This window comes from Pseudoalteromonas rubra (assembly GCF_000238295.3).
Taxonomy (GTDB): domain Bacteria; phylum Pseudomonadota; class Gammaproteobacteria; order Enterobacterales; family Alteromonadaceae; genus Pseudoalteromonas; species Pseudoalteromonas rubra.
In genome coordinates, this window is sequence record NZ_AHCD03000020.1 from 137,789 (window position 1) to 152,590 (window position 14,802).

At 49.0% G+C, this 14,802-nt stretch carries 13 protein-coding genes; 10 read left to right on the plus strand and 3 right to left on the minus strand.

From position 1 onward, the window contains the following. Positions 1-164 precede the first annotated feature (164 nt). The 6 genes from PRUB_RS00765 (at position 165) to PRUB_RS00790 (ending at position 6,946) form a co-directional block, all read left to right on the plus strand. The gene (locus PRUB_RS00765) at positions 165-1,268 is read left to right on the plus strand and encodes a phosphoribosylaminoimidazolesuccinocarboxamide synthase (protein ID WP_010383373.1); all 1,104 of its coding nucleotides are present in this window, start codon (positions 165-167) and stop codon (positions 1,266-1,268) included. A gap of 150 nt (positions 1,269-1,418) precedes the next feature. Further along, on the plus strand, positions 1,419-2,204 hold the full coding sequence (locus PRUB_RS00770) for a methylamine utilization protein (protein WP_010383372.1): 786 nt from the start codon (positions 1,419-1,421) through the stop codon (positions 2,202-2,204). After that, on the plus strand, positions 2,194-4,509 hold the full coding sequence (locus PRUB_RS00775) for a putative bifunctional diguanylate cyclase/phosphodiesterase (protein WP_010383370.1): 2,316 nt from the start codon (positions 2,194-2,196) through the stop codon (positions 4,507-4,509). Before PRUB_RS00770 ends, PRUB_RS00775 begins: the two co-directional genes overlap by 11 nt. Next, positions 4,496-5,338 (plus strand): DUF3034 family protein, encoded by an 843-nt coding sequence (locus tag PRUB_RS00780; protein ID WP_040644772.1) that lies wholly within the window; start codon positions 4,496-4,498, stop codon positions 5,336-5,338. The genes PRUB_RS00775 and PRUB_RS00780 overlap by 14 nt, the downstream gene beginning before the upstream one ends. 9 nt (positions 5,339-5,347) lie before the next feature. Beyond that, positions 5,348-5,800, plus strand: coding sequence for a group I truncated hemoglobin (locus PRUB_RS00785; protein WP_010383367.1), 453 nt, complete (start codon positions 5,348-5,350; stop codon positions 5,798-5,800). 501 nt (positions 5,801-6,301) lie between these two features. Further along, on the plus strand, positions 6,302-6,946 hold the full coding sequence (locus PRUB_RS00790) for a hypothetical protein (RefSeq protein ID WP_010383366.1): 645 nt from the start codon (positions 6,302-6,304) through the stop codon (positions 6,944-6,946). Between the two features lie 90 nt (positions 6,947-7,036). On the opposite strand, the gene PRUB_RS00795 is transcribed toward PRUB_RS00790, so the two are convergent. Together PRUB_RS00795 and PRUB_RS00800 are read right to left on the minus strand one after the other, a co-directional pair. Beyond that, a complete protein-coding gene (locus PRUB_RS00795) occupies positions 7,037-7,846 on the minus strand; it encodes an FkbM family methyltransferase (protein ID WP_010383365.1) in 810 nt (269 codons plus the stop codon). A 244-nt stretch (positions 7,847-8,090) separates the two neighbouring features. Continuing rightward, positions 8,091-9,104 (minus strand): glycosyltransferase family 9 protein, encoded by a 1,014-nt coding sequence (locus PRUB_RS00800; RefSeq protein WP_010383364.1) that lies wholly within the window; start codon positions 9,102-9,104, stop codon positions 8,091-8,093. Between the two features lie 517 nt (positions 9,105-9,621). Between PRUB_RS00800 and PRUB_RS00805 the strand changes: the two genes are divergently transcribed. Continuing rightward, positions 9,622-10,452 (plus strand): sulfurtransferase, encoded by an 831-nt coding sequence (locus tag PRUB_RS00805; protein WP_010383362.1) that lies wholly within the window; start codon positions 9,622-9,624, stop codon positions 10,450-10,452. 12 nt (positions 10,453-10,464) lie between these two features. On the opposite strand, the gene PRUB_RS00810 is transcribed toward PRUB_RS00805, so the two are convergent. Next, positions 10,465-11,646, minus strand: coding sequence for an ROK family transcriptional regulator (locus PRUB_RS00810; protein ID WP_010383361.1), 1,182 nt, complete (start codon positions 11,644-11,646; stop codon positions 10,465-10,467). A gap of 294 nt (positions 11,647-11,940) precedes the next feature. Between PRUB_RS00810 and PRUB_RS00815 the strand changes: the two genes are divergently transcribed. The 3 genes from PRUB_RS00815 to PRUB_RS00825 are packed head-to-tail and all read left to right on the plus strand — an operon-like array spanning position 11,941 to position 14,769. Next, the gene (locus PRUB_RS00815; RefSeq protein WP_242065202.1) at positions 11,941-13,026 is read left to right on the plus strand and encodes a substrate-binding domain-containing protein; all 1,086 of its coding nucleotides are present in this window, start codon (positions 11,941-11,943) and stop codon (positions 13,024-13,026) included. An 8-nt stretch (positions 13,027-13,034) separates the two neighbouring features. After that, positions 13,035-14,003, plus strand: coding sequence for an ABC transporter permease (locus PRUB_RS00820; RefSeq protein WP_010383359.1), 969 nt, complete (start codon positions 13,035-13,037; stop codon positions 14,001-14,003). Then, positions 13,996-14,769 (plus strand): ATP-binding cassette domain-containing protein, encoded by a 774-nt coding sequence (locus PRUB_RS00825; RefSeq protein ID WP_010383357.1) that lies wholly within the window; start codon positions 13,996-13,998, stop codon positions 14,767-14,769. The genes PRUB_RS00820 and PRUB_RS00825 overlap by 8 nt, the downstream gene beginning before the upstream one ends. Positions 14,770-14,802 lie beyond the last annotated feature (33 nt).

Here is a 14,802-nt window from a genome sequence, read left to right on the forward strand (position 1 = left end):
TCATAAAATACTTGCGCCGTAAGCTAAACCCACCTGCGGCATATCGCCGTTCAGTGCGGTAAAGCAATTGTGATTTGTTGGCTGCTCGACTATCATACACCGCTCTAACCCCCTCTGTATTTTGCGTCCTTTAGCAAGACGCAGCCGTTCTCTATGGAGATACAATGAGTAGCTACAAAGTTCTAGACGTCAATGACGATCTACCCATTCGCACCAAAGGTGCTGTGCACAGTGGTAAAGTACGTTCAGTTTATTGGTTAACCGACCAGGACAGTGCCCGTTTGATCGAAGAAAAAGGCTATGATGTGCCTGCCGGGACAGAGCTGGCGATCATGGTGATCTCGGATCGCATCTCGGCCTTTGACTGCATCTGGCAGGGCGAAAATGGCCTCAACGGTGTACCGGGCAAAGGTATCGCACTGAACAGTGTCGCCGCCCATTGGTTTAAACTATTCGATGAAGCGGGTCTGGCTGGTAATCACATTGTGGATATACCTCATCCATACGTGTGGATCGTGCGTAAAGCCAGCACCGTGCGCGTCGAAGCCATCGCCCGCCAATATATCACCGGCAGCATGTGGCGCGATTACAGCAAAGGTGTGCGCGAGTTCTGTGGGATCAGTTTGCCAGAAGGCCTGACTGCGCATCAAAAGCTTGATGATGTGCTGATCACGCCGTCAACAAAAGGGATCATTCGTGGCCTGCCAGATGTGCCGGAAGTCGATGATGTGAATATCACACGCCGCAATATCACGGATAACCTGGATGCGTTTAACTTTAAGTCAGACGCCGATGTGGCTCGCTATGAGCAGCTGCTGAGCGAGGGCTTTGCGTTGATCTCTAAAGAGCTGGCCAAGCTGGATCAAATCTTTGTGGACACCAAATTTGAATTTGGTTACGTAGAAGATAAAGATGGCAGCGAACGTTTGATCTACATTGATGAGGTAGGCACGCCGGATTCATCACGGATCTGGGATGGCCCGGCATACCGTGACGGTAAAATTGTGGAAAACTCTAAAGAGGGCTTCCGCCAGTTATTGATCAACAATGTACCGGACAGCGATGTTTTGCTGAACAAAGACCGCATGAGCGAGCGCGAACAGCTGGCTGCCAGTTATAAGTTGCCAGAGCAGGTGATGATGTCGGTGTCAGATACGTATGTGGGCATCGCCAGTAAAATTGTTGGCCAACAGCTTAGTATTCCTCAGAACCCACGTGATGAGGTGATTGCCGTACTGGATAAAGAGTATGGTCTGATCGACGCCTGAGCCGTCTGAAAAACATAAAAAAAGCGGCGATAAGCCGCTTTTTTTATGGCTGTTTAACCGCCGGATGCAGGCGTGAATGTGTATTCGTCCTTGCTTTTCTTTTCAGCGTCACTTTTACTTAAGGTAAGCAAGTGGCTCAGGCAAATTTCCATGAACGTCAGCGGGCATAACCCGGTAAGGATCGCACAAGGGCACCTGATCGTGATCAGGCGAGCGCTGGGGTGTGCACGAAAGATAGTTGGCCTGCGTATTTTTGCCTGGCCAGTGTACGCTTGGATACTTGCCGGCTTAGGTGGTCCTGTTTATGGGGCTGATAATGCACTCGACAATGGGGCTGGTAAGGGTGTCGGTAACGGATCCGGTAACGGGTACACTCTTCAATTGCGTGATCAGCACGGTGCACCCTTATCCGATGTGGTGGTTGAAGTGGTTGCCCCCTTACGTGCGGGCCAGGTGCAGCAAGTCGCCGTAATGGATCAGGTCAATAAGCAATTCCACCCCAGACTACTGACCATAATGCAGGGTCAGGCGGTGAGCTTTCCCAACAGTGATGATATTCGTCATCATGTCTATTCTTTTTCTGAGACCAAGCGTTTTGAGCTTAAATTATATGCGGGTACACCTATTCAACCGATACGATTTGAACAACCGGGTGTCGTTGTTCTAGGATGTAATATTCATGATTCAATGGTGGGCTATATCTATGTTTCTCAATCAAAAGACGTGCTTACCAGCGATCAATCGGGCACAGTGCAGTTACCTGCTTATGCGCAGCAAGTGGCTATCTGGCATGCATTACAAACACAGGATATCGACACTCGCAGGATAGTGACGGTGACAGAATTACAACAATCCGGGTCTGCTATTGTAGAAACACAGGCACCGGCACCCAGAAACACATTCTCAGAGATGTTTAAGGATCATCATGGGCACTAGTTTTAAAAATCGTATTATCGCCTTGTGCGTCGGGTTGGTACTGCTGACAGCGGTTGCCAGCTTAGCCAGCTTCTGGTGGTCTACCAGCCAGTTCAATGAGCGCAAGGTGCAGCAGGATATTCAGACGGCGCAAAATGTCTATCAGCAATATCTCAGTGCCAAAGAGCGTTTGCTGGTGACCGCCGCGACGGTACTGACGCAAGATTTTGGCTTTAAACAGGCGGTTGCAACACGCGATGCACCGACCATTGAAAGCGTGCTGTTTAATCATAGTCAGCGTATCGATGCTGATCTGATGTTGCTGCTGGACGTGCGCGGTCAGCTGATCTCTGCCAATCAGGCCGAAATTGAGCTGGCTGAAGATCTGCGCCCGTTGCTCAGAGAGTTGTTAAATCATACCGAACAGTCTGCTTTTGTCAGCCTGGATAAGCAATTGTATCAGGCGATTATTTTGCCCGTGAAGGCACCGCGTACCATTGCTTTTGCGATTGTTGGCTTTGCGGTTGATACGGAAGTAGCAGGGCAGCTACGTGAGCTGACCGGGATGGAAATGAGCTTTATTGGCCATGGTGAACAGATCAAGGCCAGCTCGTTGCGTTTACCCGAATCCCAGGATCTGTTCGCGTATCTGCATGAGCAAAAAATCACCCGCTGGCTGAGCGAGTTTCCGGTTTATATTAATGCGGAGGTTGCTTTGCCCGCGTTAAACTCTTCTCCGGTTAGCCTGGTATTAAGTGCTGATATGACCAAAGACTATCAGGAGTTCGATCAGCTGGTGTTAACCATTATTTTGTCGTCCTGTGTGACTATGTTGTTTGGCTTTGTGGCCAGTGGCTTTTTAGCACGGAACCTGGCTACCCCGTTACAGCAGCTAACGGTGATGGCGCGTCGATTTGCTCTGGGTGACTACGAAGCCACCGTACACGAGTCACGACCGACTAAAGAGATCTGTCAGCTGGTGGATGCTTTTCATGAAATGGGTGATGACATCCAGGCGCGGGAAAAACAAATTCGCTATCAGGCCAGCCACGATGGTCTGACACGCTTTTACAATCGCGCAGCCGCCATGGAGAAGCTTACCCGCTTGTTGCAAGATGGTCGCGTTTATTACCTGCTGGTTGTGGACATAAAAGGCCTCAGACACATTAACGATAAGCTGGGTCCGCGTGTGGGTGACAGCTGTATTCAGGCCGTTGCACAGCGGATTGAACAAATCGGTGCCTGTTTTGAAGGACTGAATGCCCGGCTCGGTGGAGATGAGTTTTTAACTGTGCTGGCGGCCAAAGAGGACAGTTCAATGGAAGGTTGTGTCGCTGGGTTTCTGAGTGCGCTGAATCAGCCTTACCAGGTACAGAAACTGGAGATCAACCTGCGTTTTAGTGTGGGGGTGGTCCATTACCCCGAGCAGGCAGACGATCCGGAAGATCTGGTACGTCGTGCTTTGATTGCAGCAGACAACGCGGCGCAGCAGGGCAGTAATTCGGTGTATTTTTACCAAACCGGTGAAGACGAAGCCTACCTGGAGCGCTTGTTGATCATTGATGAGCTCAAAGCCGCACTGCAAAGTGACGACGGCCAGCTGTTTATGACCTATCAGCCTAAGCTCAACATGCACAGTCAGCAGGTCGATAAGGTGGAATCACTGATCCGCTGGCAGCGGCGCAATGGCGAGTGGGTCTCGCCTGAATTTTTTATTGATTTGGCAGAGCAGTCTGGCCTGATCGTTGAGCTGACTCAGTGGGTGCTTAAAACGGTGGTGGCGCAGGTCGCTAACTGGGTCGAGCAGGGGATCACCATGAAAGCGGCCATCAATGTGTCGGCACAGGATATTGCGGATCCCGATTTTGTGCCCCACCTGGAAGCCATGCTGGATCGCTATCAGATATCGCCTTCCTTGATCACCATAGAGCTGACAGAGCGGGATATGATCGAGAACGAAGAGAAAGGGATTGCTGCGCTTAAAGTACTCAAAGAGATTGGCGTACATATTTCTCTGGACGATTACGGTGTCGGTCAGACTTCATTGGGTCGCTTAAAAATGCTACCGATTGATGAGCTCAAGCTGGATAAAGTGTTTATTCTGAAGCTGGCCGAAACGCATCAGGATCAGTGTATTGTGCGTTCCACCATCAGCCTGGGTCATCAACTTGGTTTCTCTGTGGTTGCTGAAGGGGTAGAAGATAAAGCGTCTTTGGAGCTGCTCAAAGAAATGGGCTGTGATTATGCTCAGGGGTATTATTTGAGTAAACCACTGAAGGCGGAGCTGTTGACACAATGGCTTGGCCAGTATCATGAAGCGGGTTAATCCGTGTTTAGTGGTTTTGTCAGGTTGCGCATTAGGAATAAGTGCCACCTGCATGGCTGGTTCCGGTAAGTTACTGGCCACACCCGGTGTTTCTCAGGTAGAAGGCAGCGCAGGTGGGGGCATTGTGCCCTGGGCTCAGCTGGCAGGGTATGCCAGTGACGAGCAATGGAGTCTTGGCGGCTTTTGCAGCCGCGCCAGCGTCGATGATTACCGACTGGATGTGTGCGGTATTCAGGCCAACCTGTTTGACCGCGTAGAGCTGAGTTATGCTGAGCAAACTTTTGCCGTACCAGCACTCAATACTGAGATCGAGCAGTCGGTAAGCGGCGTTAAAGTGCGTCTGTATGGGGATATCGTCTACAGTGCCTGGCCACAGGTGAGCCTAGGTATGCAGCACAAATCACTCAAAGATGATGCCGTTGCCGCTTTGCTCGGCGCCGAGGACGACAGCGGCACCGATATCTATCTGGCTGCCAGCAAGCTGCACCTGGGAGCACTGGGTGGCTTGAACGCATTTTGGAATATCACGGCGCGCCATACCGAAGCCAATCAACTTGGTCTGTTGGGCTATGGTTCTCAGCAAGGCAGTGAACGCATTTACCTCGAAGCCAGTGCGGCCATTTTTCTCAGCCAAAACCTGGCGCTCGGTTACGAGTACCGAGAAAAACCCGACAACCTGGGGCTTGGCGAGCAGGCGTGGCGGGATGTGTTTGTCGCCTGGTTTATCAATAAACAGGTCAATATCACCGCGGCCTGGCTGGATTTGGGCAGCATTGCCGGTCAGCCGGATCAGACTGGCTGGTATGTCTCTGTCACCGGATACTTTTAAGGAGGCGTGATGTTGAATGGAGTAAAGCGCAACGCTCGTCACTCTCTGTCCGCGCTCGTTATCATATTGGCCAGTCTATCTCTGATGGGCTGTCAGACCAGCGTTAAGCCAACCCTGTTTCAGCAGATTGGCGGTCAAGCCGGGCTTGAACGCCTGGTCGATTTGTTCATTCAGCAGATAGGGCGTGATAAAGCCATTCTGCCTTATTTTGCCAAAGCCAATGTGAGCCATTTTCGCCAAGGCTTTATCACGCATTTGTGCGACACCCTGGATGGGCCCTGTGAGTATCAGGGCGACTCTATGGTACAAATCCATACTGGCATGCAGATCACTGAAGCTGATTTTAACCGTGTGGTTGAGTTGCTGATCAACGTCATGATCGAAGCAGGCATTGCGCATACCACACAAAATCAGATCCTGGCCAGGCTGGCACCGCTACGTGGTGAGGTGATAAAGATCTGAGTGTACCTCTATTTGTGCTTACCAGAATCTGGGGTCTCCGTAAAATTGCGCTAAAAGTGCTATGCCAATCCCTGCCTTACTTCGTTGTTACAACACGCACAGCGTAGATAAAAGCTGTTCATCATCCACTTAAGAACTGAATGCCATGAGTGTGTTGTGGATTTTAGCTTTTACACTGCATTTTTCTCCATCTTGGTTTCGACGTTTAAACTGACTTTTTAATTTTTGTATGAAGCAATAAATTAAGCCGAAAATGACGGTTTTTGGAATAATAGAGGGTGACTTGTTTCTGGTTTTTACTCTTTTATTTTAATTATTTTATTTTAATTATTATTTCAGATTTAATTGTTGTTTATTTGTTTTTATTTTGCTTATCTCATTGTTGTTATTTGTGTTTTTGTTGTGTTGTTTTTGTTTTAAAATTGTCTTTACTTTGTAAATTGTGATTTGTAGAGTTGGCCTGCACTATTTAGTGCCTTAACGAAATAAAAGGATATTAATATGAATCTTAAAAAAGTAGCTGTGTCTTTGTTGATTGGTTGTGGATTTGCAATGACTGCCACAGCACAACCTGCTGAAGAATTTGTGACTGTAAGCAACGGCTCAAAATATAATTTTAGAATTGGTTTACAGGCATTGGATGACGCTGGCAGAGATCCGGGCAGAGTTGAATATACTAAATATTTATCTGCTGGTTCAAATGTACAATCTGAGTGGGCAGTTGACAGAGACGCCTATGATCCTGATGCGTTAAAACTTCACCTTTCCATACTGAATCATCTTCCCTCGGATCGAGATTTCCGTATTGCTATTCAGGCTGCAGACCGCGGTGGTCGCGGAGATTTTGGTTACTGGCAATATACGCCCTGGGCGAGTGAAGGTGGCGGTTGGTCAGGCATGGCATTTGATACTGACCGGTTTGACCCGGATGCATTCCGTATTCGAATCGAAACGCGTACCTGGAGTGGTAGCCACTCATTCAGTGATTTTCGTATCGGTCTGAGAGTATCTGATCGTGGAGGTCGTGAAGTGGGTAATGCGACTTACACACCTTGGGCTTCTTATGGTGGTGGCTGGACTGGCCTGGCTACGGACAACGATGCATATGATTTTGATGGTTTTGAAGTAAATCTGGAAGTGCGCTAGACCAGAGTACTTCAAAGTAGATAATATTAGCTCAACAATAATATTATAAGTTATTGTTGAGCTTTTTTAATTGTTGTGTTTTTTGATTTTCTATTTAAAGGCAATATTATAATCCGGTTTTTTCGGGTTGTTTGGGAAGTCCAGCCCCTCTACAGGGTAGCTGTGTTGAGAAGGCGCTGGATCTGACATCAGGCTTTTATTGATAAAGGTGATTTCCACCGTCTCAGGAAAATCAATCGCGTCGACGTATTTGCCGTAGTTGTTACCATGAATATGCACGACATGGAAATACTCAGACATCGCTGTAATAAAATCATTGAATTGCGTCGTTTTTGTATCCAAGTGATGAAACTCTGCCGCCACCACATTGATCCTGTTGGCATGTTTACACAGGTCTTTGATAATCTGATATTCAGCCCCCTCAATATCCATTTTCAGGAAAACGGTATCTTGGTGATCGCCACAGTGGTGCTCGATTAACTCATCCAGGCTGATATCCAGCTGACCTGATGTTTCGCTGACACGGCGTTGTAAATGGCTATTTTTACCACGGAAGAAGCTGTAAAAGAACACACAGTTTAATAAACGGGTCCAGTACTTCTGGCGTTTGTCATGGCGGAGTAGCAGCGTATTGATCAGCGATTTGACGCTATTTTGCAGGGTTTTGCGTACAATGAAGTTAAGCCCAACAGTATAATCTACGCCAACAACCCGGCAGTCCGGGTTAAGCGCCTGGAACTCTTTATCAAACCGCCAGTCATCATTGATGCCCAGTGAGAGTAACACGTTAGTGTCTTTGATATGGGTTTTGGGGATGACATAGCCCCCGTCAAATTGGTTACCCATACGGATAAGATCCGCGCTGTGTTTAGGGTGCAGTTCTTTCTTTTTGATTTTCATGCAGACATTCCAGTAATTTATTATTACGTACTCGGCTTTATCTTCTGCTTTATGAAAACATTTTTATATTAAAGTTCACCTATGTTTTTATTATTTTAATTATTTGTTTCAGTGTGTTTGAGGAGCGTGTTGACAGCTCATTTTTGTTCTGGGAGAATTTTTTAGATTGTTGATTTTTATGTTTTTTCTTTTGTAAGTCCCCTTCATCACCCTTGGAATAGGCAATGAAGGAGGTGTATGCTTATTAACTTTTTGGTTTTTCGAGCAGTGCAATATACTGACGTGCAATCATTTCGGGGCTGATATCATTGATGATCTCATGCTCGATCATGCTGGTTGATGGACTTTCCAAAGCTATGAGGTTGTTTTGTAATGGCCTTACAATAGACCAGGGGGAAGTCCCTAACCCGACCAGGGCCAGACAAGGTACGTTACAGGCAGCTGCAATATGCATAGGACCTGAGTCTATGGAGATCATGATATCCATCGCGGCGATCGTATCAACTAATTCTCCAAGCGTGGTTTTGCCGGCCAGATTCGTGGCAGGAACCTTATTCTCTGTCAACGCTTGAGATAAACGGACTGCGTCTTCTGATTCAGATGGATCCCCCAGAATGTAAAAGTGAGTTTCTGCAGATTTTGCTATGCATGTGAGGGCATCGACACTTTTTGCGACGTCATAGTGCCGGGTCCCTTTGTTCTTACCGCCGACGTAGACCGCTGTTTTGTGAACGTGCCTCGGTAGCGCTATGGTGCGCGGTGATAAAGAGGGTAAGTCAAAGTGAGAAAAGGGACGATTATGAACGTCATTTACTAGTCGGCAGTACCGATGAATATAATGATGACATTCGTTGAGCTTTAGGGCATGGCTGAGCAGCGGTTTACGGCCATTCTGTGCATAACCAACAATGAGCGGTATGTGAGCCAATTTCGCAAGTAACGCTTCACGTATTGATCCTCTGAACAACACCGCCATAGCATACTTCGTCTTTCTCAGTGTACGTGCAAAAGAAAACATCCCCTGCTTGTGTTCTTTGCAATAGCGATTATCTGCAATTAACTCAATATTGTAATGTTCTGCGCGTTCAAGGACTTCAAGCATATAAGGACGCGCCAGCAGATGTATCGAATGCTCCGGATATAGCGACCTGAGCATAGCAATTGCTGGCAAAGTATTGATGGCATCACCGATAAATTTAGGTAAAACCACCAGTATCGGGCCATGTACCTTGTCTTGTGTGATTGTTTTCGAGGACATAACGTTATAAATAATCAACGGATTTTTTCGAGTATAACCTGTCTAAAAAGGGATATCACCACTGTGTGTTTCTGAGTGAAGCTATGCGCCGTGCTTCGCTAAGTCGTGTGTGTGTTTTCTACGGGTAAAGTTCAGAGCGATAGCGTGTGCGCTGGTTAAAAAAGTCGAGGCTAGGGTAGTTGTTGGGCACTATTAGAGTTTTGATTTTTATAAGGAAAGTAAAGTTTGTTTATGAACAAGTACTTGCTCGGTTGTGTTTCATTATTGCTCTGCAACACAGCGGTGCAGGTCCTGCAGGCAGTGTTTATTGGGAAGCGCAGTCGAAAGGACCAAAGATGGAGCGGGTTATTAAGTGGAAGATGGACTCAACGGTTCGCTTTCTAATCAACAGGTTCATGTAGGGCTGATGTCTATGAGGCAGAGCTCAGCTGGCTCTGATCAATCTTGCATTGTTTCTGCTATATTTCCCATCTAATATTAATGGCAATCAAGATCAATCAAAACACTGTGTTAACAAATGAAAAACATCAAAAGTTGTCACTGGTTACTGAAAAACCTCAATCGCGTCACTGTGCTTGATTGCGGCATGCTCAAACCAGGAGCAAAAGGAAAATATGTGCCATCGGGGATCATTGCCGGGGCAAAACGGTTTGATATCAGCCATGCCTTTAGCGATGCCAATGGGGCGTGCCCCAATACGATGTGTAATGCAGCGCAATTTCAGCATGGCGTCAGGGCGTTGGGAGTTAACCAGCAGGATATTGTGGTTGTGTACGACAATTTTGCGTTGTTCAGTGCAGCCCGGGCCTGGTGGATGTTTAAGGCTATGGGGTTTGAGCAGGTTTATGTGCTGGACGGGGGCTTAGTCAAGTGGCTTGAGCTGGGCCTACCTGTTGCCACTGAGTATGCGCACAGCAGCGAGCCCGGAGATTTCGTTGCTGACCCCCAAAGCGGTTACTTCATTGATAAGCATGCGGTGTTGGCGGGGATAGATAGCGCTGAAGTGTTACTTCTGGATGCTCGCAGCCCGGCGCGGTTTAGCGGTCAGGAACAAGAACCCAGAGTCGGGATGCGCAGTGGCCATATTCCGGGGAGTGTGAATGTCCATTATGCGAGCGTACTGGATGACAGCGGATTAATTAAACCTAAAGCGCAGTTACGGACATTATTAGCGGACGCCGGGGTCTCTAATCAGGCCTTACAATTTAGCTGTGGCTCCGGAGTGACAGCGTGTATTTTGGCTATGATTGCGGATGAATGTGGGTTTTACCCTTTATCCGTTTATGACGGTTCCTGGAGTGAATGGGGGCAAGACGCAAGTCTGCCTGTTGCCACTTGCCCCGCATAAGACTTTGCCAGTCTAGTAAACCAGCTCCTGGAGTTCGCTGGGCTGGTTAATGGCAGGAAAGTACAAGGTCTGCATGTTCTTGGCGCTGAGCGCACTGTGCAGCGGCAAGGTCGCAATGCCCTTGAGGGCAATGTTGGCAACGTCCGGGGTTTTGACCAGCCGCACCACCTGGCGTTCACCAAACTGCGCAATGGATGGAATGAACGGGCGCAATTCAGACGTGAGTTTATCAAGCAGCCAGTCATTGATGTCACCGCCTAAAATGATGGTCTGCGTATTCAGCAGGGATTCAATGCTGTGGATCGCTATCCGCATTGGCTCCGCAGCCTGTTCGAGCCAGCGCTCTATTACCGGGTGTTCCTGTAGCTGGTGATGCAGCTCTTCGGTGCTGCAACCTGGGCGTCCGAGGCTATTTTTTAGGGCGCTTAACGAGGCAAAGTCGTTCAGTCGACCCAGCTCAGCGGTGTCATCATCTGTTTCTGGGGTCACAAACAGCTCACCCAATGCGCCGGTCAGGCCATTCTGGCCGAGCAGGATCCGTCGATCGTATACCACTGCCGACTCTACCTGATTGCCCAGGTGTACATAGACAAAGCTGTCCAGCAGCCTGGCTTCGCCAAACAGCATCTGAAAACTGGCGCAGGCAGAGGCCGTTGTTTCCAGTGCCACGGGCACGCCCAGCGTATCGGCCAGTTGTTGCTGAAGTTCCCGGTTGTGAGCAAAAATCTCGACGCCCTTGAGATGGCTCAGTTGAACCGACAGGCCGCAACCAAGCACCTGAGAGACGCTCAGGTTGGCGACGGTCAACAGGGTGTCTATCAGATATTTGGCCTTGTCGAGCAGGGTATCACCCGCGTCAAGGTGGGTATGCAGTCGGTTGAGCAGCTCACCGTTGAGATAAAACAGGCCGACTTCCAGCTCGCGGTCAACGATGCGTATTGCCAGTGTGTATGCGGCCTTTTTATTCAGAACCAGCATCTTTGAAGGCTTACCTGCGCCTTCTGATTTTTTTATACCGGTTTCTTCAACAAGTTGAACGCTCAGCAGTTCTTCCACCATGTTGGTAATAGTTTGCTTGGTCAACTGAGTATTGCGGGCAATCTCAACACGGGAGATTGGCCCTTGAGTGACAATCTGAGAGAGTACAAGACGCAAATTTATCGATTTATTCTGTTTTGCGTTGGAGCCTTTCAATGTGTTCGCCTTACTATTTGAATCTAATTTGGGGGCTTTATCATGATATTGCCCCAGTCAATGTGCCGTATGTACCTGCTTACACAACACATTATCCCTGAACTAAGCCGATCATCTTACTCGATCATGAGGCTAAACCGAATAAAAAATAATTAGTCAAACTAATTGACATAAACGGTTTGTTGGCTGAATATGACTATAAATACAACAAAACTGATCCTAAATGCCAGTATAAAAATGGCAGTTAGGGCGTTCGCAAGCGCGAATTTTAATAATCAACAGCAGGATCTACCTATGTCTACAGGAACTCAGATGAATGGCCACCGCCGTCGGACGTGGTTTAGCGGGATGTTTGCCGCTGCTGCGCTCTGCGCAACGTCGATGAGCTGGGCGGCACAAAGTATTGACTGGAGCAAAGCGGCAAAATCCAGTGATATCCACCTGACAGAGCAGCAGAGTGAGCAAATTAAATCAAAAGATTTGACTGCAGCGCTTGTTTGGCATGGGGCCAGTCCCTGGGTGGCAGCGGTATCGCGCGGTGCACGTGCCGAATTTGAAAAGTTAGGCATTAAAGTGGTGGCTGCGACTGACGCGCAGTTTGACCCTGCGAAACAAGTGGCCGATCTCGAGAACATTGCCGCATTGAAGCCCGATATTATTCTTTCGCTCAGCGTCGATGGGGTCAGTACCAAACAAAGCTATGCCAAAGCCATTGAGCGTGGTGCCAAACTGGTATTACTGAGCAACCCCATCCCGGGATTTGAGCAAGGCAAAGACTTTGTCGGTATTGTGACGGATGACATGTTTGGGATGGGTAAAGCGGCGGCTGATCTGACGGCCGATGCGTTGGGAGATAAAGGTAAGATTGGCATGATTTACCACGATGCCAGCTACTTTATCACCAATAATCGTGATAATGCATACCGCAAGGGCCTGAAAGCTTACCCCGGATTAAATGTGGTCATTGAGCGGGGCTTCATCAAAGAGCATGAAACCAGCAATGTCGCAGCGGCGATGGTATTGCAGCATCCTGAGCTGGAGGCCATTTATGTGTCCTGGGATGCCGCCGCGGAAGGGGTGGTGGAAGCACTGCGTTCTTTAGGCCGACGCGATATTAAAGTGATCACCCACGACCTGGGTGTGAACAACCTGCTGGATATGGCGATGGGTGGCAATGTGCATGGCACTATTGCAGACAGGCCATTCGACATCGGGCAGACCATGGCCCGGCTCGGTGCTGCTTCTACCCTGGGTTTACCGGCGCCACACTTTACCTTAGTGCCGTTTGACACCGTTAAGCGAGATAATATTGCTGAGATCTGGCAGCGCGCCTTTCAGTCGCCCCTGCCAAGACTCCTGAATTTAGCGTTAAAACAATAAGGAATACCATGAGCGTTAATCAACTACCTATGCAGCAACTCAAGTTGCTGGCTGTGAAACGAGAGTTTTTTATCTACTACATATTCCTTGCAGTGATGCTGATTTTTGCAGTCGCACTGCATGATACGGGCTTTTTTAGTCTGACTAACTTTATGAACATCGTGCGTCAAACGGCACCGATCACCGTGATGGCGGTGGGGCTTACCTTTGCGCTGGCGGTGGGTCATATTGACTTATCGATAGGCTCTGTGGTGGCTTTATCTGCCCTGGTGGGCGCCCTGCTGTTGCAACATGTGGGTATTCCTCTGGCCGTGCTGGGAGCACTCAGTGTGGGTTTGATCGTCGGCCTGATCAACGGTTTGCTGATTGAGCGTTTGCAGGTGTCATCTTTGTTGATCACCCTGGGCACTATGGGCGTGATCACCGGTCTGTCGCGCCAGCTGACGAACCTGGAGTCGGTGCCAATCATAGATCAAACTTTCACCGCGTTTTTTGGTGCTGGTGAAGTATTTGGCATTCCTTCTTTATTCATCTGGACCCTGGTGATAGCGGCACTAGGCTATGTGGTCCTGACTAAGCTTGCCTTTGGTAAGCACTTACTTGCAGTGGGCGGTAGCCCTAAAGCGGCTCTGGCGATGGGGATTAAAGTGACTCAGGTGCGCATTTATGCTCTGGTCATTTCCTCGATGGCGGCTGCGCTGGCCGGACTCTTGTATGCCGGTCGTTTACATGGCGCGCGTTATACCCTGGGTGAGGCAGATCTGCTGACCGTCATTGCAGCAGTCGCGATTGGCGGTACCAGCCTGTTTGGTGGCCGCGCGTGTATTATCGGCGCCATTCTGGGGTCCTGGTTAATGGGCATGATCAACAACGGTCTGATCTTGTCTGGTTTTTCCACAAACGAACAAATGATCGCGCGCGGCGCCATCTTGATTGTGGCAGTGGCAATTGGTGTCAAGGAGTTGAAAAATGGTTAGAAGTGCATTGGATCAAATCGCCCTCGAAGTGAGGGATGTACATAAGCGTTTTGGTGGTGTACATGCGCTTAAAGGCGTGAGCTTTACCATCAACAAAGGCGAAGTTGTGGGATTGCTCGGCGATAATGGTGCAGGTAAATCTACCCTGGTGCGCTGTATCTCCGGGATCCACCCGCCAGATGAAGGAGCCATTCTGGTCAATGGTCAGCCGGTGCATATCGACTCTCCTTTGGCATCACGTGAAGCGGGAATCGAAACGGTGTTTCAGGACCTGGCCATGGTGCCGGAGTTCGATATCACAGAAAACCTGTTCCTTAACCGAGAGATCCGCCATAAGAATCCAATCTTACGCCGACTTGGCTGGCTGGATAAAAAAGCCATGGAGAAGCGTGCGAAGAAAGCCCTGAACCGACTGAACAGTCGTATCCCCAGTTATCAGGAGCAGATCCATCGCCTGTCTGGTGGTCAGCGTCAGGCTGTTGCCATTGCTCGTGCAGTGAACTGGGGAGCCGACATTGTGATCATGGATGAGCCGACGGCAGCGCTGGGGGTTGAGCAGAGTGCGCAGGTCAATGAACTGATCAATGTGATCAGCTCTCAGGGGGTTGCCGTCCTGCTGATCAGTCACAACATGCAGCATGTGGTCGAAACCTGTGATCGTGCAGTGGTGTTGTATCAGGGGCAGTCAGTGGCAGATGTGTCGGTCAGCGATGTGACCAAAGAAGACTTGGTCGGGCTGATCACGGGCGCTAAATCCGCCGCCTAACACCGTGTCTGTCCGGGCTCATGCCTGGCCAAT

Excerpts from the sequence above, each read along its gene's own strand:
- PRUB_RS00805 (WP_010383362.1), top strand. The coding sequence starts at position 9,622 with ATGAAAAACATCAAAAGTTGTCACTGGTTACTGAAAAACCTCAATCGC.
- PRUB_RS00780 (WP_040644772.1), top strand. The coding sequence starts at position 4,496 with ATGAAGCGGGTTAATCCGTGTTTAGTGGTTTTGTCAGGTTGCGCATTA.
- PRUB_RS00785 (WP_010383367.1), top strand. The coding sequence starts at position 5,348 with ATGTTGAATGGAGTAAAGCGCAACGCTCGTCACTCTCTGTCCGCGCTC.
- PRUB_RS00775 (WP_010383370.1), top strand. The coding sequence starts at position 2,194 with ATGGGCACTAGTTTTAAAAATCGTATTATCGCCTTGTGCGTCGGGTTG.
- PRUB_RS00800 (WP_010383364.1), bottom strand. The coding sequence starts at position 9,104 with ATGTCCTCGAAAACAATCACACAAGACAAGGTACATGGCCCGATACTG.
- PRUB_RS00820 (WP_010383359.1), top strand. The coding sequence starts at position 13,035 with ATGAGCGTTAATCAACTACCTATGCAGCAACTCAAGTTGCTGGCTGTG.
- PRUB_RS00770 (WP_010383372.1), top strand. The coding sequence starts at position 1,419 with ATGAACGTCAGCGGGCATAACCCGGTAAGGATCGCACAAGGGCACCTG.
- PRUB_RS00825 (WP_010383357.1), top strand. The coding sequence starts at position 13,996 with ATGGTTAGAAGTGCATTGGATCAAATCGCCCTCGAAGTGAGGGATGTA.
- PRUB_RS00795 (WP_010383365.1), bottom strand. The coding sequence starts at position 7,846 with ATGAAAATCAAAAAGAAAGAACTGCACCCTAAACACAGCGCGGATCTT.
- PRUB_RS00790 (WP_010383366.1), top strand. The coding sequence starts at position 6,302 with ATGAATCTTAAAAAAGTAGCTGTGTCTTTGTTGATTGGTTGTGGATTT.
- PRUB_RS00765 (WP_010383373.1), top strand. The coding sequence starts at position 165 with ATGAGTAGCTACAAAGTTCTAGACGTCAATGACGATCTACCCATTCGC.
- PRUB_RS00815 (WP_242065202.1), top strand. The coding sequence starts at position 11,941 with ATGTCTACAGGAACTCAGATGAATGGCCACCGCCGTCGGACGTGGTTT.